This window comes from Micromonospora sp. RHAY321 (genome assembly GCF_023896955.1).
Classification (GTDB): Bacteria; Actinomycetota; Actinomycetes; order Mycobacteriales; family Micromonosporaceae; genus Micromonospora.
The window spans coordinates 1-24,485 of the sequence record NZ_JAMHIW010000032.1 but is presented as its reverse complement, the minus strand read 5'-3'; the positions used below and the strand labels follow the sequence as shown (position 1 = coordinate 24,485).

At 73.2% G+C, this 24,485-nt stretch carries 29 protein-coding genes; 12 read left to right on the top strand and 17 right to left on the bottom strand.

Going from position 1 to position 24,485, the window contains the following annotated elements; translation table 11 throughout:
• The 4 genes from M8C17_RS31395 to M8C17_RS31380 all read right to left on the bottom strand — a co-directional run.
• Positions 1 to 958, bottom strand: a 958-nt coding sequence (locus M8C17_RS31395) for an electron transfer flavoprotein subunit alpha/FixB family protein (protein ID WP_252420365.1), incomplete at its 3' end; no start/stop codon positions are given.
• 15 nt (positions 959 to 973) lie between these two features.
• On the bottom strand, positions 974 to 1,753 hold the full coding sequence (locus M8C17_RS31390) for an electron transfer flavoprotein subunit beta/FixA family protein (RefSeq protein ID WP_252420363.1): 780 nt from the start codon (positions 1,751 to 1,753) through the stop codon (positions 974 to 976).
• 198 nt (positions 1,754 to 1,951) lie between these two features.
• Positions 1,952 to 2,365: a hypothetical protein gene (locus tag M8C17_RS31385; protein ID WP_252420361.1), complete on the bottom strand. Its 414-nt coding sequence runs from the start codon at positions 2,363 to 2,365 to the stop codon at positions 1,952 to 1,954.
• Complete coding sequence (locus M8C17_RS31380) at positions 2,362 to 3,159, bottom strand: GNAT family N-acetyltransferase (protein WP_252420359.1); 798 nt, start codon at positions 3,157 to 3,159, stop codon at positions 2,362 to 2,364. Before M8C17_RS31380 ends, M8C17_RS31385 begins: the two co-directional genes overlap by 4 nt.
• Before the next feature lie 41 nt (positions 3,160 to 3,200).
• On the opposite strand from M8C17_RS31380, the gene M8C17_RS31375 reads away from it, so the two are divergent.
• From M8C17_RS31375 to M8C17_RS31365, 3 genes are read left to right on the top strand one after another with little or no spacing between them, the layout of a single operon-like run.
• The gene (locus M8C17_RS31375) at positions 3,201 to 3,593 is read left to right on the top strand and encodes a DUF202 domain-containing protein (RefSeq protein WP_252420357.1); all 393 of its coding nucleotides are present in this window, start codon (positions 3,201 to 3,203) and stop codon (positions 3,591 to 3,593) included.
• Positions 3,590 to 3,919 carry a DUF202 domain-containing protein gene (locus M8C17_RS31370; RefSeq protein ID WP_252420355.1) on the top strand — a complete coding sequence of 110 codons (330 nt, stop codon included), beginning with the start codon at positions 3,590 to 3,592 and terminating at the stop codon, positions 3,917 to 3,919. Before M8C17_RS31375 ends, M8C17_RS31370 begins: the two co-directional genes overlap by 4 nt.
• 27 nt (positions 3,920 to 3,946) lie before the next feature.
• A complete protein-coding gene (locus tag M8C17_RS31365; protein WP_252420353.1) occupies positions 3,947 to 4,363 on the top strand; it encodes a PLD nuclease N-terminal domain-containing protein in 417 nt (138 codons plus the stop codon).
• Between the two features lie 39 nt (positions 4,364 to 4,402).
• On the opposite strand, the gene M8C17_RS31360 is transcribed toward M8C17_RS31365, so the two are convergent.
• The 4 genes from M8C17_RS31360 to M8C17_RS31345 form a co-directional block, all read right to left on the bottom strand.
• The gene (locus tag M8C17_RS31360) at positions 4,403 to 5,212 is read right to left on the bottom strand and encodes an ABC transporter permease (RefSeq protein ID WP_252420351.1); all 810 of its coding nucleotides are present in this window, start codon (positions 5,210 to 5,212) and stop codon (positions 4,403 to 4,405) included.
• Positions 5,209 to 6,180 (bottom strand): ATP-binding cassette domain-containing protein, encoded by a 972-nt coding sequence (locus M8C17_RS31355; RefSeq protein ID WP_252420349.1) that lies wholly within the window; start codon positions 6,178 to 6,180, stop codon positions 5,209 to 5,211. The genes M8C17_RS31360 and M8C17_RS31355 overlap by 4 nt, the downstream gene beginning before the upstream one ends.
• A gap of 168 nt (positions 6,181 to 6,348) precedes the next feature.
• Positions 6,349 to 7,971, bottom strand: a complete 1,623-nt coding sequence (locus tag M8C17_RS31350) for an acetolactate synthase (RefSeq protein ID WP_252420347.1) — start codon at positions 7,969 to 7,971, stop codon at positions 6,349 to 6,351.
• A 117-nt stretch (positions 7,972 to 8,088) separates the two neighbouring features.
• Complete coding sequence (locus M8C17_RS31345) at positions 8,089 to 8,862, bottom strand: enoyl-CoA hydratase/isomerase family protein (protein WP_252420345.1); 774 nt, start codon at positions 8,860 to 8,862, stop codon at positions 8,089 to 8,091.
• 98 nt (positions 8,863 to 8,960) lie between these two features.
• Between M8C17_RS31345 and M8C17_RS31340 the strand changes: the two genes are divergently transcribed.
• Positions 8,961 to 9,440: a DUF6232 family protein gene (locus M8C17_RS31340; protein WP_252420343.1), complete on the top strand. Its 480-nt coding sequence runs from the start codon at positions 8,961 to 8,963 to the stop codon at positions 9,438 to 9,440.
• Positions 9,441 to 9,450: 10 nt separating this feature from the next.
• Here the strand turns inward: M8C17_RS31340 and M8C17_RS32005 are convergent, their stop codons facing one another.
• Complete coding sequence (locus M8C17_RS32005; protein ID WP_256483754.1) at positions 9,451 to 9,576, bottom strand: hypothetical protein; 126 nt, start codon at positions 9,574 to 9,576, stop codon at positions 9,451 to 9,453.
• Positions 9,577 to 9,836: 260 nt separating this feature from the next.
• Between M8C17_RS32005 and M8C17_RS31335 the strand changes: the two genes are divergently transcribed.
• Entirely contained in the window at positions 9,837 to 10,319 is a 483-nt protein-coding gene (locus tag M8C17_RS31335) for a DUF6232 family protein (RefSeq protein WP_252420341.1), read from the top strand.
• A 12-nt stretch (positions 10,320 to 10,331) separates the two neighbouring features.
• Here M8C17_RS31335 and M8C17_RS31330 read toward each other — a convergent pair whose 3' ends face one another.
• The gene (locus M8C17_RS31330; RefSeq protein WP_252420339.1) at positions 10,332 to 11,915 is read right to left on the bottom strand and encodes an alpha/beta fold hydrolase; all 1,584 of its coding nucleotides are present in this window, start codon (positions 11,913 to 11,915) and stop codon (positions 10,332 to 10,334) included.
• A gap of 100 nt (positions 11,916 to 12,015) precedes the next feature.
• On the opposite strand from M8C17_RS31330, the gene M8C17_RS31325 reads away from it, so the two are divergent.
• Positions 12,016 to 12,744: a hypothetical protein gene (locus M8C17_RS31325; protein WP_252420337.1), complete on the top strand. Its 729-nt coding sequence runs from the start codon at positions 12,016 to 12,018 to the stop codon at positions 12,742 to 12,744.
• 36 nt (positions 12,745 to 12,780) lie between these two features.
• On the opposite strand, the gene M8C17_RS32380 is transcribed toward M8C17_RS31325, so the two are convergent.
• Positions 12,781 to 13,053, bottom strand: coding sequence for a hypothetical protein (locus M8C17_RS32380; protein WP_374559784.1), 273 nt, complete (start codon positions 13,051 to 13,053; stop codon positions 12,781 to 12,783).
• 257 nt (positions 13,054 to 13,310) lie between these two features.
• Here M8C17_RS32380 and ftrA point away from each other — a divergent pair, with 257 nt between their 5' ends.
• Positions 13,311 to 14,345, top strand: coding sequence for a transcriptional regulator FtrA (ftrA, locus tag M8C17_RS31315; RefSeq protein WP_256483753.1), 1,035 nt, complete (start codon positions 13,311 to 13,313; stop codon positions 14,343 to 14,345).
• Positions 14,346 to 14,355: 10 nt separating this feature from the next.
• On the opposite strand, the gene M8C17_RS31310 is transcribed toward ftrA, so the two are convergent.
• Both M8C17_RS31310 and M8C17_RS31305 read right to left on the bottom strand, forming a co-directional pair.
• On the bottom strand, positions 14,356 to 15,252 hold the full coding sequence (locus M8C17_RS31310; protein WP_252420335.1) for a ribokinase: 897 nt from the start codon (positions 15,250 to 15,252) through the stop codon (positions 14,356 to 14,358).
• A gap of 25 nt (positions 15,253 to 15,277) precedes the next feature.
• Positions 15,278 to 16,120, bottom strand: a complete 843-nt coding sequence (locus M8C17_RS31305; protein WP_252420333.1) for an ABC transporter ATP-binding protein — start codon at positions 16,118 to 16,120, stop codon at positions 15,278 to 15,280.
• 130 nt (positions 16,121 to 16,250) lie between these two features.
• On the opposite strand from M8C17_RS31305, the gene M8C17_RS31300 reads away from it, so the two are divergent.
• Both M8C17_RS31300 and M8C17_RS31295 read left to right on the top strand, forming a co-directional pair.
• On the top strand, positions 16,251 to 17,255 hold the full coding sequence (locus M8C17_RS31300; protein ID WP_252420331.1) for an ABC transporter ATP-binding protein: 1,005 nt from the start codon (positions 16,251 to 16,253) through the stop codon (positions 17,253 to 17,255).
• Positions 17,252 to 18,271 (top strand): ABC transporter permease subunit, encoded by a 1,020-nt coding sequence (locus tag M8C17_RS31295; RefSeq protein ID WP_252420329.1) that lies wholly within the window; start codon positions 17,252 to 17,254, stop codon positions 18,269 to 18,271. Before M8C17_RS31300 ends, M8C17_RS31295 begins: the two co-directional genes overlap by 4 nt.
• A 120-nt stretch (positions 18,272 to 18,391) precedes the next feature.
• Here the strand turns inward: M8C17_RS31295 and M8C17_RS31290 are convergent, their stop codons facing one another.
• Entirely contained in the window at positions 18,392 to 19,567 is a 1,176-nt protein-coding gene (locus M8C17_RS31290; protein ID WP_252420327.1) for an ROK family transcriptional regulator, read from the bottom strand.
• A gap of 169 nt (positions 19,568 to 19,736) precedes the next feature.
• Here M8C17_RS31290 and M8C17_RS31285 point away from each other — a divergent pair, with 169 nt between their 5' ends.
• A complete protein-coding gene (locus M8C17_RS31285; RefSeq protein WP_252420325.1) occupies positions 19,737 to 21,191 on the top strand; it encodes a glycoside hydrolase family 3 N-terminal domain-containing protein in 1,455 nt (484 codons plus the stop codon).
• A gap of 289 nt (positions 21,192 to 21,480) precedes the next feature.
• Here the strand turns inward: M8C17_RS31285 and M8C17_RS31280 are convergent, their stop codons facing one another.
• Complete coding sequence (locus tag M8C17_RS31280; RefSeq protein ID WP_252420324.1) at positions 21,481 to 22,143, bottom strand: GNAT family N-acetyltransferase; 663 nt, start codon at positions 22,141 to 22,143, stop codon at positions 21,481 to 21,483.
• A 91-nt stretch (positions 22,144 to 22,234) separates the two neighbouring features.
• The gene (locus tag M8C17_RS31275) at positions 22,235 to 22,714 is read right to left on the bottom strand and encodes a DUF4396 domain-containing protein (protein WP_252420323.1); all 480 of its coding nucleotides are present in this window, start codon (positions 22,712 to 22,714) and stop codon (positions 22,235 to 22,237) included.
• A 137-nt stretch (positions 22,715 to 22,851) separates the two neighbouring features.
• On the opposite strand from M8C17_RS31275, the gene M8C17_RS31270 reads away from it, so the two are divergent.
• The gene (locus M8C17_RS31270; protein ID WP_252420322.1) at positions 22,852 to 23,040 is read left to right on the top strand and encodes a DNA repair protein; all 189 of its coding nucleotides are present in this window, start codon (positions 22,852 to 22,854) and stop codon (positions 23,038 to 23,040) included.
• A 114-nt stretch (positions 23,041 to 23,154) separates the two neighbouring features.
• Complete coding sequence (locus M8C17_RS31265) at positions 23,155 to 23,670, top strand: hypothetical protein (RefSeq protein WP_252420321.1); 516 nt, start codon at positions 23,155 to 23,157, stop codon at positions 23,668 to 23,670.
• 10 nt (positions 23,671 to 23,680) lie between these two features.
• Here M8C17_RS31265 and M8C17_RS31260 read toward each other — a convergent pair whose 3' ends face one another.
• A complete protein-coding gene (locus M8C17_RS31260) occupies positions 23,681 to 24,412 on the bottom strand; it encodes a Clp protease N-terminal domain-containing protein (RefSeq protein WP_252420320.1) in 732 nt (243 codons plus the stop codon).
• Positions 24,413 to 24,485: the final 73 nt, after the last annotated feature.

Below are 24,485 nucleotides of genomic sequence, written 5' to 3'. Positions count from 1 at the left end.
ACTTGCGCTTGCGGATCTCCTCGGCAGCCTGCGGGACGATCTTGAACAGGTCGCCCACCACACCGAAGTCGGCCAGCTCGAAGATCGGCGCCTCGTCGTCCTTGTTGACCGCGACGATGGTCTTCGAGGTCTGCATGCCGGCCCGGTGCTGGATGGCACCGGAGATGCCGAGCGCGACGTAGAGCTGCGGGGAGACCGTCTTGCCGGTCTGGCCCACCTGGAACTGGTGCGGGTAGAAGCCGGAGTCGACCGCGGCGCGGGACGCGCCGACGGCGCCGCCGAGCAGGTCGGCCAGCTCCTCGACCAGCTTGAAGTTGTCGGCGTTGCCGACACCACGACCACCGGAGACGACCACGCCGGCCTCGGTCAGCTCGGGGCGGGAGCCCTTCTGCTCGGCGACCCGCTCGACGACCTTGGCCAGCTTGTCGGTGTCGCTGACCGACACGGTGAGCTGCTCGATCGCCGGGGTGGCCGCCGCCGGGCTCGGGGTGACCGAGTTGGGCCGGACGGTGACCAGCGGCAGGCCCCGGGTGACCTTGGACTTGACGATGGTGGAACCGGCGAAGGCGACCTGGGTGGCGGTGCCGTCGGCGGCCAAGCCGACGACGTCGGTCAGGATGCCGTTGTCCAGCTTGACGGCGAGGCGGGCGGCGATCTCCTTGCCCTCCTGGGCCGACGCCAGCAGCACGGCGGCCGGCTGCACCCGCTTGACCAGCTCGGCCAGCACGGTGGCCTTGGGAGCCACCAGGTAGCCGTCGATCTCGTCACCCTCGGCCGCGTAGATCTTCTCCGCGCCGTACTCGCCCAGCTTGGCGCTCAGCGCCTCCGCGGCGCCGGCGCCACCGAGCACCACCGCGCTCGGGGTGCCCAGCTTGCGGGCGAGGGTGAGCATCTCCAGGGTGACCTTCTTGACGCCGAATTCCTTGGTGGCTTCGACGACGACGAGAACCTCAGACATGTCCAGACCCCGCTCTCACACGAACTTCTCGGTAGCGAGGAACTCGACCAGCTTGACGCCGCCCTCGCCCTCGTCGGTGATCTTGGCGCCGCCGGAGCGCGGCGGGCGCTTGCTGTGCTCGACGACGGCGCTGGTGGCGCCGTCGAAGCCCACCTCGGTCGGCGCGACGCCGAGGTCGGCCAGGGAGAGCGTCTGCACCGGCTTCTTCTTGGCGGCCATGATGCCCTTGAAGGAGGGGTAGCGCGGCTCGTTGATGGTGTCCCACACGGAGACGACGGCCGGGGTGGCGGCGGTGATCACCTCGTAGCCCTCCTCGGTCTGCCGCTCGACGGTCAGCGTGCCGCCGTCGACGGTGAGCTTGCGGGCGCCGGTGAGCGCCGCGACGCCGAGCCGCTCGGCGATCATGTGCGGCATGACCTGGACCCGGCCGTCGGTGGATTCGGCGCCGCAGATCACCAGGTCGGCGTTGAGCTGGCCCAGCGCGGCGGCGAGCACCTTCGAGGTGGCCACCGCGCAGGAGCCGTGCAGGGCGTCGTCCACCACGTGCACGGCCTTGTCCGGGCCCATGGAGAGCGCCTTGCGGATCGACTCGGTCGCCCGGTCCGGACCCATGGTCAGGATCGTGACCTCGCCACCGTGCGCCTCCTTGATCTTCAGCGCCTCCTCGATGGCGTACTCGTCCATCTCGTTGATCACGTTGTTCGCCGAACCGCGGTCGACGGTGTTGTCGTCATTGCGCAGGTTGCGGTCCGCGCCCGAATCAGGCACCTGCTTGACGAGTACGACGATATTCATCGCGCTTCGACGACCCTCCTGTGTGGTGATGCGATTCGCTCGCCCGGTTGGGCGCAGCCTCGCGCGTCGGTCGACGCCCGGTCAACCGCGGGCTGCTGTGCAGTTGCCCACGGCGCAATGTTACCTGCCAGTAGCATGCTGCCCCCGGGCACTCCGAGTGACACAGCTCACCAGCGTGAACCAGCCGTCCGGGCCCGGTCAGGCCGGGTCGGCCAGCGCCTCCCGGATCCGGTCGATGACCGCCGCCTCCGCCGGGGCCACCCCGTCGTGCGCCCGCGCCACCCGGTCCGCCGCGCTCAACACCACCGTGCGGTACGCGTCCACGTCCCCCGGTGACTTCTCGCGCAGGATCCGCACCGCCCGGTTGAGCGCCGGCAGCACCACCGACTCGATCTCCAGCTGGGAGTCCCGGGGCATCCGGGGCAGCGGACCGCTGGTCAGCGCGTCCTTGACCACCCCGCTGGCCCCAGCCAGCGCGCCCGAGGCGGCGACACTCTCCCGGATCACGCCCAGCATGCCCGGATCCGCGTTGGCGACCAGGAAGACGGCGCCGAAGGCACCGGTCTTGAGCGTCAGCCGCTCCTCGTCCGTCAACCGCTGCTCCATGATCACGGAGTGTAGACGTACGGGGTGGTGGTGGTGACCGGGACGAGGCCGAGTCGCTGGAGGATCGGCCGGCTGTCCTCCGACGCGTCGACCTGCAGCAGCGTCCGACCCCTCTGGTCGGCCAACCGCGCCCGGTAGGTGACCAGCGCCCGGTAGATGCCCTTGCGCCGCCACTGCGGCAGGGTGGATCCACCCCACAGGGTGGCGAAGCCGGTGTTCGCCGGGAAACGCACCCAGCCCGCGCTCACCACCGTCTCGCCCGCCTCGGCCACCACCACGGTGATCGAGTGCGGGTCGGCGTCGATCTCCTTGGCCAGCCCCCAGACGAGGTGCGAACGGTCCTCCTGCCAGACCTCCTCCTCCATGGCGGCGATCCGCTCCAGGTCGGCCCGGCTGGTCACCTCACGCAGGCGTACCCCCTCGGGTGCGACCGGCAGCGCGGCGGCCAGCGGCGCGACCGGGCCGATCACCACGGTCTCCCGCTCCTCCGGCACGAAGCCGGCGGCGCGCAACCGGTCGGCCAGGTCCGCGGGTTCGTCGTGCTCGTTGAGCTTCCACTCCACCGACTGGCCGCGCTCGCGGAACAGCTCCACCTGCCGGGCGATCAGCGCGTCCAGCTCGTCGCCGGTCAGCCCGCCGAGGTCGCGGTAGGTGAGAAACCCACCCGCGTCCAGCCCGACGATCCGGACCAGCGGCCCGTCCCGCTCCACCGTCACCCCGGCCGGGACCGGGTCCGGGATCTCCGGGCGGAGCTGGTTGTCGTAGGCGGTCCGCAGCGTCATCACATCAAGATCGGTCACCGGCTCAGGTTAAGCCGCGGGGGAAGCGGATAATCGGCAGCGTGTGGGAGGCGATCAGGAGGTGGTTCGACCCGAGGGACCTACGCTCGGTCGGCGAGCCACCGGACTACCGGTTCTCCCTGGCCAACGAGCGGACCTTCCTCGCCTGGCTGCGTACCGGCCTGGCGCTGGTCGGCGGCGGGCTGGCCGCCGCGCAGTTCCTGCCACCGCTGCCGCTGACCCACCTGCGGGAGGTGATCGCGGTCGCGTTGCTGCTGCTCGGCGCCACCGTCGCGGTCCGCGCCGTGGACCACTGGGCGCGTAACGAACGGGCCATCCGGCTCGGTCAGGAGCTGCCCGCCTCCCGCTTCCCCGCCGTCCTCGCCCTCACCATCGGAGCCGGCGCGGTGCTGCTGGTCATCGCGGTGCTGGCCCGGGCCGTCGGCGCGTCGTGACTGGCGGCTCGGGCGGGCTGGCGGGTGCCGGGCGGGACCCGGGGCTGCAACCGGAACGGACCCGACTGGCCTGGCGACGCACCGGGCTCGCGCTGAGCCTGGTGACCGCGCTGGCCGTCCGGCTCGGGTCGACCGGCGAGCCGACCGACACGCTGATCGCCGGCGTCGCCGTCCTGGTGTGGGGAGCGGCGCTGGTCCTCTGCTGGCCCCGGGGCACCGGCACGGGACCCGCACGTGCCGGCGGCCGGACCCTGCCCCTGGTCGCGCTGGCCACCGTCGCGCTCGCGCTGCTGGGTGCGCTGCTGGTGGTTCGCGGACTGTGGTGACGGGACGGGGTGCGCCATGATAGGCGTATGGCCCGGTTGTACGTACTCCTCTTCCTCGTGCAGATCGTCCTCGCCGTCTGCGCGCTGATCAGCTGCCTCTCCGCCGAGGAGGGCCAGATCCGTGCCCTGCCCCGGATCGCCTGGGTGCTGATCATCCTGTTCTTCCCGCTGGTCGGTTCGATCGCCTGGTTCGTTGCCGGCCGGGAGCCCGGCTCCGGCGCCCGCAAGGCCGGGCCGGCCGGCAACCGCCCCGCCGAGCGGCCGAGCCGCCGCCCGCTCGCCCCCGACGACGACCCGGAGTTCCTCCGCTCCGTGCAGGAGCGCGCCCAACAGTCGGATCAGGAGCTCTTCCGCCAGTGGGAGGAAGACCTCCGCCGCCGCGAGGACGACCTGCGCCGCCGCGACGGCGAGCCGCCGCGTGAGGGTGACCGGCCCGAGGTGTGACTCACGGCTCCGCCGTGCCAGCGCTCGCGCCGGCGTGGGTCAGACCCGACGCTTGAGCCCGCGCACCGCCAGCGGCGCGAAGATCACCGCGATGCCGAAGCCCCACAGCAGCGTCTGGAGCACCGGGCCGGCCACCGGGCCGCCGACCAGGAGCCCGCGCAGCGCGTCGGCCACCACGGTCACCGGGTTGACCTCCACCCAGTTCTGCAACCAACCCGGCATCCGGTCGGTGGGCACGAAGATGTTGCTGGTGAAGGTCAGCGGAAAGATCACCATGAAGCCGAAGATCTGCACCTTGTCGGGCTCGCTGACCAGCACCCCGACCAGCACCGAGATCCAGGACGCGGCCAGCGTGAACGCCAGCAGCAGCGCGAACGCCCCGACCACCCCGAGCACCCCGTTGCCGACCCGGAAGCCCAGGACGGCCCCGACGCCGAGCAGCAGCGCGATCGACCAGGCCTGCTTGACGGTGTCGGCGAGGATCCGGCCGGCCAGCGGCGCCCACCGGGCGATCGGCAGCGCGCGCAGCCGGTCGAAGACGCCCTTGGTGAGGTCGTTGTTCAGGCCGAACCCGGTCGTCATGGTCGCGAAGAGCGCGTTCTGCACCATGATGCCGGGCAGCATGAAGGTCAGGTACTCGCCGGAGGAGCCGGCGATGGCCGTGCCGAAGACATAGGTGAACAGCAGCACGAACATCACCGGCTGGATGCTCAGGTCGAGCAGCTCCATCGGGTTGTGCTTGATCTGCACCAGGCTGCGCCACGCCAGCGTGAACGTGTGCCGCAGCCCCGCGGCGGGACCGAGCCGGCGGGCCGGCGACAGTGCGGGGGTCAGGGTGGCGGCGGTCATGCCGACGTCCTTTCCAGGTCGGTGTCGGCCGGGGCGTCCTCGGCCCGGTGGCCGGTGAGCGAGAGGAAGACCTCGTCCAGGCTGGCGCCGCGCAGCGCCAGCTCCGCGACCGGGATCCCGGCGGCGTCGAGGCGGCTCACCACGGCGGGCAGGACGCTGGGGTCGTTCACCGCGACGGTGACCGCGTTCTGAGCCACCTCGGGCGTCGCACCGGACACCTCGCCGGCGATGGCGACCACCGCCCCGAGGTTGGTGGCGTCGGTGGGCCGGACGGTCAGGGTCTGCCCGCCCGTCTTGGCCTTCAGCTCCTCCGGCGTGCCCTGGGCGATCACCCGGCCGTGGTCGACCACCGCGATCTCCCCGGCGAGCTGGTCGGCCTCCTCCAGGTACTGCGTGGTGAGCAGCACCGTCACCCCGTCGGCGACCAGGGTGCGGACGATGTCCCACAGGTCGTTGCGGCTGCGCGGGTCCAGGCCGGTGGTCGGCTCGTCGAGGAAGAGCACCTGTGGCCGGCCGACCAGGCTCGCGGCCAGGTCCAGCCGGCGCCGCATGCCGCCGGAGTAGGTCTTCGCGGCCCGGTCGGCGGCGTCGCTGAGCTGGAAGTCGGTGAGCAGTTGGCGGGCGCGCTGCTTGGCGTCGACCCGGCTCAGCCCGAGCAGCCGGCCGATCAGCAGCAGGTTCTCCGCGCCGGTCAGGGTCTCGTCGACCGAGGCGTACTGGCCGGTCAGGCCGATCAGCTGACGCACCCGATGGGCGTCGCGGACGACGTCGAAGCCGCCCACCGTGGCGTGCCCCTCGTCGGGGCGCAGGAGGGTGGCGAGCACCCGTACCGCCGTGGTCTTGCCGGCGCCGTTCGGCCCGAGCAGGCCGAAGACACTCCCGGTCGGGACCGCCAGGTCGACGCCGGCGAGAGCCGTGGTGGCGCCGAAACGCCGCACCAGACCTTCGGCGCGGATCGCGTAGTCCATCGCAACTCCTGTCGTCTTCGGTGGTCACACCACCATGGGCGACAGGGCTGACAGCCCGCCGGTCCCGGGCTGACGTTACGACGACCGGCGCCGACATTCCGCTGATTTAGCTGGGGGAAGACGCCGCGCCGCCCCCCGCTGGGCGGGCGACGGCGCGGCGGGTGCGACTCAGGCGAGGTTCGACGACCGGGGGTACGCGTCGGTCGGGTCCGTGAGCACGTTGACCAGGTACGGCACGCCGGCGTCGAACGCCCGCTGCAACGCCGGACCCAGATCGGCGGCCTTGGCGACCGTCTCCCCCGCACCGCCCAGCGCGCTGACCACCTTGTCGTAGCGCAGCTCCGGCTGGAGGTCGGCGGCCACGTCGTAGCCGTACATGGCCTGCATGGGGTGCTTCTCCAGCCCCCAGATGCCGTTGTTGCCGACCACGATCACGACCGGCAGCTTCTGGCGGACCAGCGACTCGACGTCCATCAGCGAGAAGCCGGCGGCGCCGTCGCCCATCAGCACGCAGATCTGCCGGTCCGGGTGGCTGACCCGGGCGCCCATGGCGTAGCCCATGCCGGTGCCCAGGCAGCCGTACGGCCCCGGGTCCAGCCAGGTGCCGGGCTGGGCCGGCTCCAGGTACCGCCCGGCGTACGAGACGAAGTCACCGCCGTCGCCGATGGTGATCGCGTCACGGGCCAGCACCCGGCGCAGCTCGCCGTAGATCCGGGCGGGCCGGATCGGGTCGGTCTCGGCGGCCATCTCGGCAGCGTCGCGGGCCCGGGCCGCGTCCTCGGCGGCGCGCAGGTCGGCGATCCAGCCGGAGTGGTCGGTCCGGTCACCGGCATGGTCGGCCAGCGCGGAGAGGATCAGGCGCAGGTCACCGGCGGGCGCGGCGGCCGGCTGCACGTGCCCGGCCCGTTGGCTGGGCGCGTCGACGATGTGCACCACCTTGGCGTCGCCGAAGTCACCGAAGCTGAGCCGGAAGTCGAGCGGGGTGCCGACCACCACGACCACGTCGGCGCCGGAGAGCGCGGCCCGGCGCGCCTTGGCGAAGGCGAGCGGGTGCTCCGGCGGGAGCGAGCCGCGGCCCATGCCGTTGGTGAAGACCGGCACCTGCAGCGCCTCGGCCGCTTCGCGCAGCGCGGCCACCGCGTCGCCGGCGTACACGTCGGAGCCGGCGATGATGACCGGCCGCTGCGCCCCGGCGATCAGCGCCGCGGCGCGGGCCACCTCCTCCGGGTCCGGCTCGACCGGGTCGACGCCCGACACGGCGGGCAGCTCCGCCTCGGCGACGGAGAAGACCGTCTCCAGCGGGAAGTCGAGGAAGGCCGGCCCGCGGTGCGGGGTGAGCGCGGCGGTGAGCGCGGCACCCACGGCGCGCGGGATGTCGTCGGTGCTGAACACCGTCTCGGCGTGCTTGGTGACGGGGGCGACCAGCGGCAGGTGGTCCATCTCCTGGAGGCTGCCCGAGCCCCAGCGGAACGCGGGCGCCCGGCCACCGAGCACCAGCACCGGGGACGCGTTGAAGTAGGCGCTGGTCATGCCGGAGATGCCATTGGTGACACCGGGACCGGCCGTGAGCACGGCGAGGCCGGGACGGCGCTGGAGCTTGGCCACCGCCTCGGCGGCGAAGACCGCGGACTGCTCGTGCCGGACGTCGTAGATCGGGAAGTCGTTCTTGTGCGCGGCGTCGTAGAGCGGGAAGACGTGGCCACCGGAGAGGGTGAACATCTCGCGCACCCCGTACGCCCGTAGCGCCGCGAGCGCCAGCTCCCCGCCGTGACCTTCGATCCGCTCCGTCATTGCCGCTCCCCTTCGTCGCTCATGACCGAAGCCCCACGCTACTGGCCGGTAGGCAGAATGTGAACTGCTCTCGGCTCACCGTCGGGGCCGGCGACACGCACCGCCGGCCCCCTCCGGTCAGCGGCCGGTGAAGCCCGGCTTGCGCTTCTCGACGAAGGCCGCCATGCCCTCACGCCGGTCGTCGGTGGCGAAGAGCGCCGCGAAGAGCTGACTCTCCCAGGCCAGGCCCGAGTTCAGGTCCATGTCCAGGCCGCCGTCGACCGCCAGCTTCGCCGCGCGCAGCGCCTGCATCGGCCCGTTCAGGTACGGCGTCACCAGCGCGACCGCCGCCTCGTAGACCTCGGCGGCCGGGACGACCTTGTCGGCCAGGCCGATCCGCAGCGCCTCCTGGGCGTCCACCATCCGCCCGGACATGATCAGATCCTTGGCCCGGGCCGGGCCGACCAGCCGGGCCAGCCGCTGGGTGCCGCCCGCGCCGGGGATGATGCCCAGCTTGATCTCCGGCTGGCCGAGCTTGGCGTCCTCGGCCACCACCCGCCAGTCGCAGGCCAGCGCCAACTCACAGCCGCCGCCGAGGGCGTAGCCGGTGATCGCGGCCACGACCGGCTTGGGAATCCGGGCGATCGCGCCGAGCGCGCTGGACAGGTTCGCCGCCCGGTCGGCCATGTCCACGTAGGACATCTCGGCCATCTGCTTGATGTCGGCGCCGGCGGCGAAGACCTTCTCCCCGCCGTACACGATGACGGCGCGGACCTCGGGGTCGTCGGTGGCCGCCGTGGCGGCGGCGCGCAACTCCTCCTGCACCTGGGTGTTGAGCGCGTTCATCGGCGGCCGCTCCAGCCGGATGGTGCCGATGCCGTCCCTGGTCTCCAGCCGAACGAACTCGCCCACGCTGCCCTCACTTCCTCGTCGAAGTCGCGTGCCAACCTTACGACCCGGCTCGTTGGGGTAAGTAGTCTGGTGTCAGCCCCGTGGGCGGGAGTCCAGCCATGGTCACTTATTACGACGACAGGTCGGTGCAGGTCACCTCCACCGCGGTGCGGGTGGACGGCCGCAGCTACGCGCTGGCCGACATCACCATGATCTGGCACCGCCGGGGCAGCCGCTCCTGGCGGGTGCTCGTCGGGCGGGGCGCGATCGGCGCCGCGCTCGCCGGCCCACTGGTCGCGGCCGTGCTCGGCATCGGCGTGGCCGTCTGGCTGCACCGCTCGCCCACCGTGACGATCGCGATCGTCGGCGCCTCGGTGCTGGTGGGCCTGGCCGTCGGGCCGGTCGCCGACTTCCTCTTCGAACACCTGGACCGCTCGTACGCCCGGGGCAGTCGGCAACTGGAGATCTGGGCGCGTTGGCGCGGCCAGCCCGTGCGGCTGCTGCACACCGGCGACGCGCTGCGCTTCGGTCAGATCTACCGGGCGGTGCAGCGCGCCGTCGAGCACAGCCAGCCGGCCCGCCCCGGCATCCGCCGCTAGGCACCCACGGTCAGAACCTGATCGGCCCGTCCGGCCAGCAAACCGTGACCACCGCCCGCAACTCGGCGAGGTCCCTGGTGACGAACGTACGCAGATAGCGCCGGACGACCTCGACGTTGCGCTCCTGCTCGGTCACCGGTCGACCCTACGCGGCCCGCCGCTGTCGGTGAGCGCAGAAACGACCCGGGCAGGCGAGCGTCGCGCGGACGGACCGTGTCCCCCGCGTCGCCTATGGAGCTGATGTCGTAAACGAATCGGGCGGGAGACCTACCCGGGATGTCGTAGACGATTCAGCTCCAAAGGAGCGCCGCACCGCCCCGGCTAGCCCTGCGCCCGGCAATCGGTGTTGCCCGTCGAGTGGCGGGCGGAGTTGCCGGGCGGTGGTTAGGCTTAGTGATGACCCTCTATTACCGGGACGACGCGGTGCAGGTGACCTCCGAGTCGATCCGGGCAGGCGGTCACGTGGTCGCCCTCTCCGACGTGACGTACGTCTGGCACGCGCGTGGGCCGAAGACCCTCGCGGTACGCGGCCGGGTGCTCGGCCGGGGTGTCCTCGTCCTGCTGCTCTCGCTGCCGCCCCTGGTGGCGCTGGTCTGTGTGCTCTCGCTGGCGTATACGGCGCAGGATCGGGGCAACTGGACGATGGCGCTGATCATCCTCGCGGCGTGCGCGGTGGGGGCGCTGGCGTTGACGCCGTTCCTGGAGATCCCGTTGGGCTGGCTGGATCGCTCCTACGAGCGCGGCAGCCACGTGCACGAGCTGTGGGTGCAGCACCACGGGCGGGAGCAACTGCTGCTGCGCACGCCGGACGCGCTACGGTTCGGGCAGATCTACCGGGCCGTGCAGCGTGCCGTCGAACAGCAGGGGAACCATCGATGAGCAACCGACCGGTCAGCTCAACGGCAGGGTGGTGGCGATCGGCCAGCCGACCAGGGCCGCACCCAGCAGGGCCGGCAGCCAGCGCGGGCCGGCGTACCGGCGCAGCACAGTCGCCCAGACGGCCTGCCAGCCGAGCAGCAGCGCGAACAGCGGCACCACCAGCAGCACGAAGGTGGGGGCCAGACCGACCTGCGCCGACGTGGTCAGCACGAGCACGGTGACCGCGACGACCAGCAGGTGCCGCCCCGTCTTCCCGGCGGCGACCAGCTCGACGCCCAGCAGGAACAGCAGGCAGGCGCCCCCCACCAGCGGGAGCAGCCACCAGCGGGCACCGACCGGCAGGGCAGAGGTGAGTCCGGCGTGGATCGGCAGCGCGACGGCGAGGCCGGCGTACCCGGTCAGCGCCAGCGCCGCGACGGCCGTCCGTACCGGCGCACGCCGGTCCGCCGCCACGCCGGCCGTGCTGGACGGCGGTCGCGGCGCGTCGAACAGGCCCGGCAGCCAGCACTGACCGGCGATCAGCAGCACTCCGGTGACCAGCAGGAAACCGGCGACGTAGCCGCCGATCGCGAGCGGAAGCCGGGTGGTCGGCAGCACCGCCGCGACGACCGCGCCGGCGCCGGCCGCGAGCAGTGCCAGCGCGACCAGGAGCAGGCCGCCGAGCGGCAGCCCGTCGTCGGGCGGCGCTGGGCCGTCCGACTCTCGGGCGGAGGGTGGTTCGGGCGATCGGCGGCCGGTGGCCCGGTGCGGCAGCAGCAGGGCCGCCAGCGGGACCAACCCGACGCCGAAGGCGACCACCAGCAACGCCGCTCCGGCGAGCCGCGCGAGCGGTCGTGGCGCGGCGCTTCCGCTGGCGCCGGGCAGCCAGTCGGCGATCTCCTCGTGGGTGCGCGCGGCGAAGAGCACCGAGATGTGCTCCGCGGCGGGCACGACCACCGGTGCCCGTCGGTCCGTTCCCACGCCTCGGCGGAAGGCATCGTCGGCGGCCCGGCGGAAGGCGGGGAACTCCGCGGCACCCACGATGAGCAGCAGCTCGACCGGCCGGCCCGGGGGCAGTTCGCCGGCGTCGGGCAGCGAGATCGCCACGGTCCGGGCGATCTCCGGGTGTGCCGCGGCGTACCGGGTGACCGCGCCGGCGCCCATCGAGTGTCCGACGAGGACGATCGCGCCGGCGTCGACGTCCGGCTGGGAGCGCAGGTAGCCGACGGCTGCGTCCAGGTCGGCGGCGAGCGTGGCGGCGGAGGTCTCCCATCCCGCGCCGGACAGCCGGGCAAGGTTCGCGCCGTGGCCGGCGAAGTCGAACAGCAGAGCGACCGCTCCCCTGCGGGCGACGGTGTCGGCGATCGGGCGCATCAGCTGGGCCGACCCGGCGAAGCCGTGCGCGATCACCACTCCGGGTCGCCGCACGCCGGGCGGCGGCGGGCCGGCGCGTACCTCGGTCATCGGCACGCCGCCGACGGTGACCTGCCGGGCGGTGAGGCCGGCGTCCGCCCGCACCAGCACCAGCGTGCCGAGCCCGGCGGCGAGGACCGCCAGCACGCCCAGGAGTACGGCGGTCCGGGTGCTCGGCGGGCGGTGCGGCGGGGGTGCCGGCATGCCGGCACCCTACCGTCGGACGGCCCTCCCGACGCTCCACCCAGCGCGCCGGCGCAGCGTCGTCGGGCGGTTGTGGTGCGGGCGGGTCACACTTGATCCCATGGCGCTTCCCCTCCCCACACCGGCCGCGATGGTCGGCCTGACCCGGTCCGCTCTCGATCAGGCGCTCGGCTCGGCCGCCTCGTTCGCCGCCGTGCCCGCCCGCGCGTTCGCCGTGCTGGACGGGGTGGAGGCGCTGCTCGCCCGGATCAACGGGGTCGTGGACCGGATCGAGACGACCCTGGGCCGGACCGACCGGGTGCTCACCGACGCCGAGACGGCGGTCCGCGAGGTGGCCGTGATCAGCGCCGCCGCGACCACCGCCATCGACACCGCCACCGAGGTGGCGACGGCCGCCGCCGTGGTGGTCCAGGAGGCCGATCAGGTCTCCCGGGTGGCCGGCCGGGTGGTCGCCGAAGCCGACGTGGTGGCCGGCCGGGCCGCGGTCACCGTGGGCACCGCGGCGGAGGCGGCGGCCACGGCGGCCGAGCTGCTGGCGGCGTACGAGCCGGCGCTGCGGCGCGCCGCGCCGATGACCGAACGGTTCGTCGCACAGCTCAGCCACGAGGAGATCACCGCGGCGATCCACCTGATCGACGAGCTGCCCAAGCTCAGGGCGCACCTGACGGCAGACATCCTGCCGATCCTGGCCACCCTCGACCGGGTCGGGCCGGACCTGCACGACCTGCTCGACGTCACCCGCGACCTCAAGCTCGCCGTGGCCGGCATCCCCGGGCTGGGCATGCTGCGCCGGCGCGGCGAGAAGCTCATCGACGACCCGGCCGTCTGAGCCTCCGCGGGCCAGCGAAGGCTGCGCCGCGCCGGCTCAGCAGTCGCAGGTGATCGTCGAGCGGGGCGCCGTCAGGTCGTCGACGGGTCGGCGGGTCACCCCGGTAGCGGTCATCACCGGCAGCCCCTCCCGCACCCAGTACTCGAACCCGCCGAGCATCTCCTTGACCGCGTAGCCGAGCCGGGCGAACTCCAACGCGGCCCGGGTCGCGCCGTTGCAGCCCGGCCCCCAGCAGTAGGTGACCACCGCCGAGCCGGGCGGGATCAGCCCGGCGGCCCGGGTGGCGACCTCGGCGGTGGGCAGGTGCACCGCTCCCGGAAGGTGGACCCTGCGCCCAGGCGGCCTCGCCACGGGAGTCCACGACCACCAACCCGGGAGTACGGGCGGACAGGTCGGCGTGCACGTCGCTGACATCGGTCTCGGCACCGAGCCGGGCGAGAAAGTGGGCGGTGGCGGTGGCCGGATCGGCCGCCGGGACGGCGAAGGTGAAGGTCATGCACCGATCCTGGCCGTCGTTCCCGTCCGGAACGAGTGGCGGGAACGACGTCCTGCGCTAGCATCCCGCCATGTCGACCTCCGCCGTGACCACCGAACCGCTCCCGGTGCCGACGGCCCGTCGGCCGGCCGCCGGGCACCGCGTCGCCGTGCTCGCGTACCCGGGGATGTCCGGGTTCGAGACCGGCATCGTCACCGAGGTGTTCGGGCTGCCCCGACCCGAGTTCGACGTCGACTGGTACGACCTGGTGCTCTGCGCCGAACGGCCCGGGCCGGTGCCGCTGGTCGGCGGGGCGAGCCTGCACACCCCGTACGGCCTGGCGGAGCTGGCGGCGGCGCAGACGCTGATCGTTCCCGGCGTGCCCGACGTGACCGCGGACCCGTCACCGGAGTTGGTGACCGCCCTGCTCCGGGCGCACCGGCGCGGCGCCCGGATCATGTCGATCTGCTCCGGCGCGTTCGCGCTCGCCGGCGCCGGGCTGCTGGACGGGCGACGGGCCACCACCCACTGGCGGTACGCGGAGCTGCTGGCGCAGCGGTACCCACGGGTCGAGGTGGACCCGGACGTGCTCTACCTCGACGACGGTGACCTGCTCACCAGCGCCGGCAGTGCCGCCGGGCTCGACCTGTGCGTGCACGTGGTGCGCCGGGACCACGGTGCGGCGATCGCCAACGCGGTCGCCCGCCGGTTGGTGATCCCCCCGCACCGCGACGGTGGGCAGGCCCAGTTCGTCGAGGCGCCGGTGACCACCGACCCGGACGACGACCGGATCGCCGCCAGCATCGACTGGGCGCTCGCGCACCTCGCCGAGCCGCTGACCGTGGCCCGGCTCGCCGGGCAGGCGCACATGTCGTCCCGCACCTACCTGCGGCACTTCGCCCGGGCCACCGGGACCAGCCCGATCCGGTGGCTGATCGACCAGCGGGTCCGGGCCAGCCTGTCGCTGCTGGAGGAGACCGACGCACCGGTCGAGCAGATCGCCGGGGCGGTCGGCTTCGACACCCCGGTCACCTACCGCCACCACTTCGGCCGGGTCATGCTGACGTCGCCGTCGGCGTACCGGCGGGCCTTCCGCACCGGCGCGGCCACGGCCCGGCCGGCGTAGCAGAGGCGGGTCAGGCCGGGGCGTACAACTCGTCGATCTCGGCGCGGCGGGGCAGCGCCACCGAGGCGCCGAGCCGGCGTACGCAGGCAGCTCCGGCCGCCGCCGCCCAGCGCACCGCGTCGACCACGTCCCGTCCCTCGCCCCAGGCGACGGCCAGCGCGGCGGTGAACGCGTCGCCCGCCGCCGTGGAGTCGACCACGTCGACCCGGACGGCGGGCACGTGCACCTCGGTGCCCTCACGGTCGACGTACCAGGCGCCCTCGCCACCGAGGGTGAGCACGGCCCGGGGCACCAGGTCGAGCAGTGCCCGCGGGTCCTCCCGACCCCGGCCGGTGAACGCCTGCGCCTCACCCTCGTTGACGACCAGCATGTCCACCGCCCCGAACAGCTCCGGCGGGACGTCCCGGGCCGGTGCGGCGTTCAGGATGACCCGGGTGCCGGCGGCGTGGGCGGCCACCGCGACGTCGGTGACCGTCTGCACCGGGATCTCCAGCTGGGCGACCAGGACGTCCGCCGCTCGGACGGTGGTCAGTTCCTCCTCGGTGAGGCCGGTCAACGCCTCGTTCGCACCGGGGGTGACGACGATGGCGTTCTCCCCCTGGGCGTTGACCATCACCAGCGCCACCCCGGACGCGCCGTAGACCACCCGTAGCTGGCCGGTGTCCACCCCGGCCGCCGTGATCCGGGCCTTGAGGGTGACGCCGAACGCGTCGGAGCCGATCGCGCCGAGGAAGGCGCAGGAGGCGCCGGCCCTGGCCGCGGCGACGGCCTGGTTGGCGCCCTTGCCGCCGGGCACCATCACGAAGTCGGTGCCGAGCATCGTCTGGCCCGGTCGGGGCAGCGCGGGCGCCATCGCGACGAGGTCCATGTTGGCGCTGCCCACCACGACCACCCGGGTCTGCGGCATGGTCACCTCCCGCCCTGTCCGGCGATCAGGCGGCGCGGGCGGTGTAGCGGCCGCCCGAGCGCTCGACCACCAGCGGCAGGCCGAAGGTCTTGGAGAGGTTGTCGCCGGTCAGCGTCTCGGCGAGCAGGCCCTGCGCGACCACACCGCCCTCCCGCAGCAGCAGCGCGTGGGTGAACCCCGGCGGGATCTCCTCCACGTGGTGGGTGACCAGCACCAGGGCCGGGGCGTCCGGGTCGTACGCCAGCTCGGCCAGTCGGGCGACCAGGTCCTCCCGCCCACCCAGGTCGAGCCCGGCGGCGGGTTCGTCGAGCAGCAGCAGCTCCGGGTCGGTCATCAGCGCGCGGGCGATCTGCACCCGCTTGCGCTCTCCCTCGGAGAGGGTGCCGTAGCGGCGCTCGGCGAGACCGCCGATGCCGAGCTGGCTGAGCAGCGCCCGTGCCCGCGCCTCGTCGCCGCGCTCGTAGTTCTCCCGCCAGCGGCCGACCACCGACCAGGCGGCGGTCACCACCACGTCGCTGACCTGCTCGTCGGCGGGCAGCCGCTCGGCGAGCGCGGCGGTGGAGAGCCCGATGCGGGTACGCAGCTCGTTGACGTCGGTGCGGCCGATCCGCTCACCGAGCACGTGGGCGACACCGGTGGTGGGGTGCAGTCGGCCGGCGGCGAGATTGAGCAGGGTGGTCTTGCCGGCTCCGTTGGGGCCGAGCACCACCCAGCGCTCGTCCAGCTCGACCCGCCAGGTCAGGTCCTGCAGCAGGGCGGTGCCGGAGCGGCGTACGCCGACGCTGTCGAGGCTGACCACCAGATCCGGGTCCACGGGCGCGGCGGCGGATGCGGCGCCGGTGGCACCGGGGGTCAGGTCACCAGTCACCCGACCATCCAACCACGCAACGCGGGGTGCCCCCCACGGGCGGCCCCCCGGCCATAGGGTGAAGCGCCGTGTCGTTGATCACCACCTCCGGAGGACCCTCCATGCCCGGTCCAGGTACGGAGCCGCGCGGATGAGCGCGGTCATCGAGATCGAGGGTCTGCGCAAGACCTTCCACAGCCTGCGCAACGGTCGACGGGTCGCGGTCGACGGGTTCGACCTGCTGGTCGAGACAGGCCAGATCCATGGCTTCCTGGGCCCCAACGGTTCCGGGAAGACCACCACGCTGCGCGCCCTCCTGGGGCTGGTACGGGCCGACAGCGGGCGGATGGCGGTGCTCGGCGAGCCGTCGCCGCAGCTGCTGCCCCGGGTGGCCGGCAGGGTCGGGGCCATCGTGGAGAGCCCGCAGTTCTTCGGCAACTTCACCGGGCACCGCACGCTGCGACTGCTGGCCCGGGCCGGTGGGGTGCCGACCTCACGGGTGGACGAGGTGCTGGAGCTGGTGGGCCTGCACGACCGGGGCGACGAACGGGTCAAGGCCTACTCGCTGGGCATGAAGCAGCGCCTCGCGGTGGCGTCCGCGCTGCTGAAGGATCCGCAGCTGCTCATCCTCGACGAGCCGGCGAACGGGTTGGACCCGGCCGGCATCCGGGAGATGCGGGACCTGATGCGGTCGCTGGCGGCGGCCGGGGTGACGGTGCTGGTGTCCAGTCACATCCTGGCCGAGATCCAGCTGATCTGCGACCACGTCACGATCATCTCGCGGGGTCGGCGCGTGGCGGCCGGCCGCGTGGACGAGGTGCTGGCCGGCCACGACCGGCACGAGTTCCTGGTGCGGGTGGCCGAGCCGGAGCGCGCCGCCGAGTTGCTGCGCGCCGCCGAGCTGACGGCGACCGTCGACGGCGGGACGCTGGTGGTGGGCGGGGCGACCGACGCCACGGTCATCAGCAAGCTGCTCGGCGAGCAGGGGCTGTGGGTGGGCGAGCTGACGCCGCTGCGACCCGACCTGGAGAGCGTCTTCCTCGAACTGACCGGCGCCGGGCAGCCGTGGGTGCCCCGGCAGGTGGACGACTCAGCGCTGCCACCCGGCGGCCAGGGCGACGCTGTGATCGATCTCGAACGGGGAGTGGACGCGTGAACCTGGTGCGTGCCGAGTTGGAGCGACTGTTCGCGCGTCGCTTCGTGCAGCTCATGGTCGTCCTGCTGGCGCTGGCGTTCGCGGTCACCGCGGCGACCACCCTGGCCGGCTCCCACAAGCCGAGCGCGGCCGAGCTCAGCTCGGCTCGGGCGCAGGCCACCGAGGCGCGGCAGAGCATGGAGACCCACTTCCAGCAGTGTCTGGCCCGACGGAACGGCACGCTCCCGCCGAGCGACTCGGAGCTGTACTTCCCCACCGACTGCTCGGAGATCGACCCGATCCGGCAGGACCGGCTGCCGATCGCCGCCGACTTCCTCCCCGGGGTGTTCAGCTTCGCCCAGCAGGCCGAGCCCTTGCTCTACTTCCTCATCGCGTTCCTGGTGCTGTTCGGGTTCCTGGTCGGTGCGTCCTACATCGGCGCGGACCTGAACTCCGGCGGTGTGGTGAACCTGCTGCTCTGGCGACCGCGCCGGATGACGGTGCTGGGCGCCAAGCTGGGCACCCTGCTGGGCACGGTGCTGGCGTTGGCGGTGGCGGCCTCCCTGGTCTACCTCGCCACGTTCTGGGTGATCGGGCAGACCGCCGGTCTGGCCGGCCGGCTGAGCGGGGACTTCTGGCGCTCGCTCGGGGCGGTGCACGGCCGTGGCATGGTGCTGGTGCTGCTGGCCAGCGCGCTGGGCTTCGCCATCGCCACCCTGGGCCGACACACCTCGGCGGCGCTCGGCGCGGTCGCCGCGTACGCGGTGGTGTGGGAGCTGGGCGGCCGCCTGGTGCTGGAGATCGTCGATGCCCCGCGCCCGGACCAGCTGATGCTCTCCAGCTACATCGGGGCGTGGCTCACCGGTGAGGCGCGGTTCTACGACAGCCAGATCTGCAGGGGCGACACCGCAGGCGGCGGCTACTGCGAAGGCTTCTATTCGCTGACCTGGGCGCCGTCGCTGCTGGTGCTGCTCCTGCTCACCGGCGGGTTGACCGCGGCGGCGTTCGCCGTGTTCCGTCGCCGCGACCTGATCTGAGCCTCCGCCGGGCCGCCCGCCCTGCTCGGGGCGGCCCGGCGGACCGGAACGGAGGCGGCAAGAGCTTGCAGCGCGGCGGCCTGCGGTGAAATATTTCTTCACATGACCGCGCCAGCGGGCTCAGCCGACGGTGGAGCCGAACACCTCGTCGCGCACGGCGTCCAGGGCGGTGCGCAGCGCACCGCGCAGGATCGGCTCCTCGGTCAGCCCGGTGGGCACCACCCGCGGCCGGACCAGCGTGATCGCCGCGACCTCCTGCTGCACCCGGTCGGCGAGCGCCTCGCCACCGGCCTGACCGACCTCACCGGCGAGCACCACCAGCGGCGGGTCGAGCACCACGCACGTGCTGGCCACGCCGAGCGCGAGCCGGCGCGCCAACTCGTCGAGCATCGGGCCGCCACCGGCACCGTCGGCGACAGCCGCGCGGACCGCGTCGGCGGCATCGACGTCCGGGTAGCCGTGCTCGCGGGCGATCGCGCGCACCGAGTCCCCGCCGACCAACTGCTGGAAGGCCGGCTTGGCGCGACGGGAGACGTCGCGCGGGATGGGCGCTCCGGGCACCGGCAGGTAGCCGATCTCACCGGCCGCGCCGCTGCTGCCGTGGTGCAGCCGCCCGCCCAGCATGATCGCGAGCCCGACGCCGGCGCCCACCCAGACCAGCACGAAGTCGCCCAGCCCCTGCGCGGCGCCGGACTGGGCCTCGGCCACCGCGGCCAGGTTGACGTCGTTCTCGAAGACCACCGGCGTGTGCAGGTCGTCGCGCAGGGCGGCGAGCAGCCCGCTGTGCCAGCGCGGCAGGTTGAAGGCGAAGGTGATGTCACCGGTACCGGGGTCGACCAGGCCCGGGGTGCCGAGCACGATCCGCCGTACGCTGCTCAGCTGCGCCTGGGCGCTGCTCGCGGCCTGGACGACGGCGTTGTGCACCACGCCCACCGGGTCGTCGGTGTCCCGGGTGGACTGCTCCACCCGCCCGATCACCGCGCCGGTGATGTCGGCGCACGCGGCGACCACCCGGTCCGGCCCGACGTCCACCCCGACCACGTGCGCGCTGCTCGGGCGTACGGCGTAGAGCTGGGCGTTCGGCCCCCGTCCGCCGGCCTGTTCGCCGACGCGGCTGACCAGGCCGCGCTCCTCCAGCCGCTCCACCAACTGGGAGGCGGTGACCTTGGACAGCCCGGTCAGCTCACCGAGCCGGGCCCGGGTCAGCGGGCCGCGTTCGAGGAGCAGTTCCAGCGCCGCACGGTCGTTGAGCGCCCGCAACAGGCGGGGGGTACCGGGCAGCCGGGTCGCACTCATGCCACGTCCTCTAGTTTTAGTAAACTTTGCTAACTGTAAACCGACCTGCGAACGGGTAGCCGTAGCGTAACGGCCACCCGGAGGCGGAGCGCTCGGCCGACCCGGCAGGGCGACGACCACCGCCGGTACGACGTTCGTGCCCGCCAGGCACCCGAAGGGGGAAGATCACGTGGGGCTGGATCCAGGACTGCGCCGGCTCGCGCTGGGCACGTTGCTCGCCGCGTACCCGGGACCGGTCCCACCGGACTGGGCCGTCGACCTGGTGGCCGACGGGCTGGCCGGGCACACGCTCTTCGGCACCAACGTGCACGACCCGGCCCAGGTCGCGGCGAGCACCGCCGCCCTGCGCGTCGGCCGCGCGGACGTGCTGATCGCCATCGACGAGGAGGGCGGCGACGTGACCCGGCTGGCGCACGCCACCGGCAGCCCGTACCCCGGCAACGCCGCTCTCGGCGCGATCGGTGACGTGGCGCTCACCCGACGGGTCTACCAGGCGATCGGCGCCGAACTGGCCGCGCTGGGCGTCACCGTCAACCTCGCCCCGACCGTGGACGTGAACACGGCCGACGACAACCCGGTGATCGGCACCCGGTCGTTCGGCGCGGACCCGGTGCGGGTGGCCGCCCACTCGGCCGCCGCCGTGACCGGCCTGCAGGCCGCCGGTGTCGCCGCCTGCGCCAAGCACTTCCCCGGCCACGGCGCCACCGTCACCGACTCCCACCACGAGCTGCCCACCGTGGACGTCCCGCTGAGCCTGCTGCGCCAGCGGGACCTGCCGCCGTTCGCCGCGGTCGTCGCCGCCGGGGCGCGCGCCGTGATGACCGCGCACATCCGGGTGCCCGAGCTGACCGGCACCGGGCCGGCCACCTTCAGCCGGGCCGTCCTGGTCGACCTGCTCCGCACCGAGTACGGCTTCACCGGCACCGTCATCACCGACGCGCTGGAGATGAAGGGCGCCGCCGTGGCCGCCGGCGGTGTCGGGCCGGCCGCGGTCCGGGCCCTGGCCGCCGGGGCCGACCTGCTCTGCATCGGCGCGAAGGTCGACGCCGAGCTGGTCGAGCGGGTCGCCGCCGAGATCGTCGACGCGCTCGACGACGGCCGGTTGGCGACCTCCCGGGTCGAGGAGGCGGCCGGCCGCGCCGCCGCGCTCGCCGCCTGGACCCGGGCCGCCGCCGCGTCGGCCACCACACCCGACACCGACCTGGGGTACGCGGCGGCGCGCCGGGCCCTGCGGGTGGAGGGAGTGCTCACCGGCCTCGGCCAGCCGCTGGTGGTGCAGCTGCACACCGAGTCCACGATGGCCGAGGGCCGGGTGCCGTGGGGCCTCGGGCCGCACCTGGACGGGGTGCAGGAGATCCGGGTGATCGCCGCCGAGACCGACCAGGCGACGCTGCGCGGGCTGGCCGGTGACCGGCCGATCGTGCTGGTCGGGCGGCACCTGCACCGGCTGCCCGGCGGCCCGGAGCTGATCGCCGAGCTGGCCGCGGAGCACCCGGTCACCGTGGTGGAGATGGGCTGGCCGGCCCGGTGGCGCCCGACCGGCGTACGCGCCTTCGTCACCACCTTCGGCGCGAGCCACGCCAACGGCCGGGCGGCCGCCGAGGCGCTCGGCCTGACCAACTGACACCCGGGGTCGCCAGGTCCAACCACACTCTGCGTCACCACGGCTCGCCGATGCCTCGACGGGTTCCGATCCAGGTCAAGTCCGCTATTCGACACTCCGAACCGACAGCTCACACCTTGCACCGAGCGTGTCCCATACGTAGCGTGATCGTCACGAACCGGCCTGCCCAGCGGGCGGCCGGTCGCCGGTAACCGGGACCTGGGGGAAGGTTGCGGACCGTGGATCCGGCCCGGGATCCACGGTCCGCGCCCTGCGACGACCGCTGTACGGGTTCCGCCTCGCCACCCGTTCAGAGCGGATAGACCCCGTACGCACGCCAGCCCCGGTCCGGGAATCCGGCCGCCTCCGCGACCCGGGCCGACGCGTGGTTGTCCCGCTCGTGCAGGTAGGTCGGCACCGCTCCCTCGTCGAGCGCCCGCCGGGCCGCCTGCGCCACCAGCCGACGGGCGAGGCCGCGCCCCCGGGCTGCGGGCGCGGTGCCGACGGCCAGCTCCTGCCCGTACGCGTCGTGCCGTTTCAGTCCGGCCCCGGCCAGGTAGTTGCCGTCCGCGTCGCGGACCACCAGCACCGGCCGGTCGAACAGCCGCAGCCAGGGCGGCAGCCCGGGGGCCGTCGAGGCGGTCCACTCCCCCACGTCGGGCAGGGGTGCCGGGGCCAGCGTCCACCGGAAGGGACCGTCGTGGACGCACCAGTCGGGCATCCCGACGGCCTCCGGCAGCGCCGGCAGCAGCCGGTCCGGTGAGCGCCGGGCCAGCGCGCGGATCGCCGCCACCCGGTCCGGCGGGACGGAGAGCACCGCGCTCTGCCCGGTGTCCACGGCGAGCGCCGGGCGCAGGCGGCCGTCCCAGGCGGGTTTGGCCCGGCGGTGCGAGGCGACCACGTGCAGGCCCGGCCGGGCCGGCCACTGCCCGAGCCAGGTGGCGAGATGCAGCTGGAGCCGCCGGTCGAGCATGTGCACCTCCCCGTCACCCGGCCCCGTCGTGGATCACCGTACGCCGGGCGGCCCGACCGGGCAGACGATCGGTCAGGCCGGGCCGGCCGGGCTAGGAACCTGTCGGAGTGGTGGGGTGGTGTCCCCCGTGGTGGTGCTGGTGCACGACCGCGTGCCCTCTCCCCCGGACGATCAGGGCCCGGTTCACCGGCACGGTGACCACAAAGGCCACCGCCAACGCCCCGGCCAGGCTGCCCCAGAACAGTGGGTCGGCGAGGCCGGCCCGCATGGCGCCGGGCACGGCGAGCATGACGCCGTTGTCCACCAGCTCCATCACCGCGATGCTGACCGTGTCGGCGACCAGGGCCACGCGGATCGCCTGGGCCAGCGGCAGGCCGGAGCGGAGGACCGGGCGGATCGTCAAGGCGTAGCCGAAGACGAACGCCAGCGCGACGGCGAGGGCGATGGTGGCGAGGTCGGACCAGCCGAGCGCGGTGCCGATGACCATGCCGAGCACTTCGCCGATGGCGCAGCCGGTCAGGCAGTGCAGGGTCGCGGCGATGGCCAGGCGGGTGTGGTTCGCGTTCTCCATGACCGGCAGCATATACCCCCTAGGGGTATAAGCACCAGGCGATCTGGATCACCTTCGTCGACCCCGGAACCACCAACACCGATCGACCGTCATATGTATTTCCATATATGGACACCTTTCTTTGGGACGGTATGGTCATGCCGATACAGCCGAACGACCGCTACCAGCAGGACCCCGAGCGACTCTGGCGGTCAACGGAGCCCGCCGACCGTTTCCCGGCTCAACCGCGGTACCGCGGGACCCGTGCGACAGACGCCCTCTCCTGGGCGGAGCTGAACAAGCTGCCCGCCGGCAGCTCCGCCCGGCGCGGCCTCAACACCCGCTGACCCGGCCGGCACGGCCCACGACACACCCGAGCCCTCCAACGCGGGCTTTCGCACACCTGTCGGGTAATTTCTTCTGGTCCGGAAACCCGGCCTACGACAGGAGTAGCTCCGCGCATGGGCAAGAAGACGATCCACGTCTCCGACTTCAGCGGCACGGTTCTGCAGACCGACGACGAGGTGGTCCGCATCGTCGTCCTGGAGCACCCAGACCTGATCGCCGGGCCCGTGCAACTGGACGCCACTCCCGTCGAGGTGGAGAACATCGACGACGCCGCGCTTGACGTGGCGGTTGTCGAGATCCACGACCGGCACGGCGGTGGCGAGCCCCGTCGGGTGGTGCTGACCGCCAGCGAGTTCGACGCGATGGCCACCGACGTACCGATGGCGCAGCTGCTGAAGACGGCCGAGCGGGTCCGCCCGCCCAAGGCCCGCAAGAGCGCCGAAAAGATCGACTACGGCACGCTGGAACACGCCGGCCGGCCACACCGGGGACGGGCCACCGAGGAGGAGGCCCGACTGGTACGCGAGCAGCTCGACGACGTCAACAAGCGCCTCGCCGACGCGGGCGTGCGCCAGATCGACCCGACCGATCCGGAACACGCCCTGCGTTACGGCTTTCCGACGCCCTGACCCTGCCTGCTCACTTCTTCGCGACGGCCGCGGCGAGGGCGGTGAGCAGGTCGGCCTCGACGGCCGCCTTCTCCAGGCCGAGGTCGGTGAGCACGCCGGCGCCGTCCTCCTGCTCGAGCAGCGCGAGCAGGATGTGCTCGGTGCCGATGTAGTTGTGCCCGAGCCGCAGCGCCTCCCGGAAGGTCAGCTCCAGCGCCTTCTTGCCGCGCGCGTCGTACGGGATGAGGTCCGGGACCTGGTCGGCTGCCGGCGGGAGGACCGCGGCCACGGCCTCCCGCAGCGCCTCGGGCGACACGCCCCGACCGGCCAGCACCCTGGCCGCCAACGCCTCCGGCTCGGCCAGCAGGCCCAGCACCAGGTGCTCGGAGCCGATCTCGGCGTTGCCGCTGGCGCGGGCCTCCTCCTGGGAGGCCATCACCACGTTGCGGGCGCGGGGCGTGAACCGGCCGAAGCCGGCGCTCGGGTCGAGCGCCGCGGCCTCGGTCGAGCCCTTCGCCACGAAGCGCTTCTGCGCGGCCTGCTTGCTGACCCCCATGCTGCGGCCGATGTCGGTCCAGGAGGCGCCCGAGCGTCGGGCCTGGTCGACGAAGTGCCCGATGAGGTGGTCGGCGACCTCGCCCAGGTGGTCGGCGGCGATGACCGCGTCGGTGAGCTGGTCCAGCGCGTCGGTGTGCGCCTTCTTGATCGCCTGGATCAGGTCGTCGAGCTTGACCGTGTTGGACATCTGGATAGGTTCCGTCATGCGTCAACCATAGGTTGACGCACCTTCATCGTCAACCCAAAGTTGACGACCATGGGCTGCGTGCTTCCGGCCG

What these genes read in the sequence shown, in the direction of transcription:
- M8C17_RS31390 (WP_252420363.1), bottom strand. Translation starts at nt 1,753, where the DNA reads ATGAATATCGTCGTACTCGTCAAGCAGGTGCCTGATTCGGGCGCGGAC.
- M8C17_RS31365 (WP_252420353.1), top strand. Translation starts at nt 3,947, where the DNA reads ATGGCCCGGTTGTACGTACTCCTCTTCCTCGTGCAGATCGTCCTCGCC.
- M8C17_RS31360 (WP_252420351.1), bottom strand. Translation starts at nt 5,212, where the DNA reads ATGACCGCCGCCACCCTGACCCCCGCACTGTCGCCGGCCCGCCGGCTC.
- M8C17_RS31355 (WP_252420349.1), bottom strand. Translation starts at nt 6,180, where the DNA reads ATGGACTACGCGATCCGCGCCGAAGGTCTGGTGCGGCGTTTCGGCGCC.
- M8C17_RS31350 (WP_252420347.1), bottom strand. Translation starts at nt 7,971, where the DNA reads ATGACGGAGCGGATCGAAGGTCACGGCGGGGAGCTGGCGCTCGCGGCG.
- M8C17_RS31340 (WP_252420343.1), top strand. Translation starts at nt 8,961, where the DNA reads ATGGTCACTTATTACGACGACAGGTCGGTGCAGGTCACCTCCACCGCG.
- M8C17_RS31335 (WP_252420341.1), top strand. Translation starts at nt 9,837, where the DNA reads ATGACCCTCTATTACCGGGACGACGCGGTGCAGGTGACCTCCGAGTCG.
- M8C17_RS31330 (WP_252420339.1), bottom strand. Translation starts at nt 11,915, where the DNA reads ATGCCGGCACCCCCGCCGCACCGCCCGCCGAGCACCCGGACCGCCGTA.
- M8C17_RS31325 (WP_252420337.1), top strand. Translation starts at nt 12,016, where the DNA reads ATGGCGCTTCCCCTCCCCACACCGGCCGCGATGGTCGGCCTGACCCGG.
- ftrA (WP_256483753.1), top strand. Translation starts at nt 13,311, where the DNA reads ATGTCGACCTCCGCCGTGACCACCGAACCGCTCCCGGTGCCGACGGCC.
- M8C17_RS31310 (WP_252420335.1), bottom strand. Translation starts at nt 15,252, where the DNA reads ATGCCGCAGACCCGGGTGGTCGTGGTGGGCAGCGCCAACATGGACCTC.
- M8C17_RS31300 (WP_252420331.1), top strand. Translation starts at nt 16,251, where the DNA reads ATGAGCGCGGTCATCGAGATCGAGGGTCTGCGCAAGACCTTCCACAGC.
- M8C17_RS31290 (WP_252420327.1), bottom strand. Translation starts at nt 19,567, where the DNA reads ATGAGTGCGACCCGGCTGCCCGGTACCCCCCGCCTGTTGCGGGCGCTC.
- M8C17_RS31280 (WP_252420324.1), bottom strand. Translation starts at nt 22,143, where the DNA reads ATGCTCGACCGGCGGCTCCAGCTGCATCTCGCCACCTGGCTCGGGCAG.
- M8C17_RS31275 (WP_252420323.1), bottom strand. Translation starts at nt 22,714, where the DNA reads ATGGAGAACGCGAACCACACCCGCCTGGCCATCGCCGCGACCCTGCAC.
- M8C17_RS31270 (WP_252420322.1), top strand. Translation starts at nt 22,852, where the DNA reads ATGCCGATACAGCCGAACGACCGCTACCAGCAGGACCCCGAGCGACTC.
- M8C17_RS31265 (WP_252420321.1), top strand. Translation starts at nt 23,155, where the DNA reads ATGGGCAAGAAGACGATCCACGTCTCCGACTTCAGCGGCACGGTTCTG.
- M8C17_RS31260 (WP_252420320.1), bottom strand. Translation starts at nt 24,412, where the DNA reads ATGACGGAACCTATCCAGATGTCCAACACGGTCAAGCTCGACGACCTG.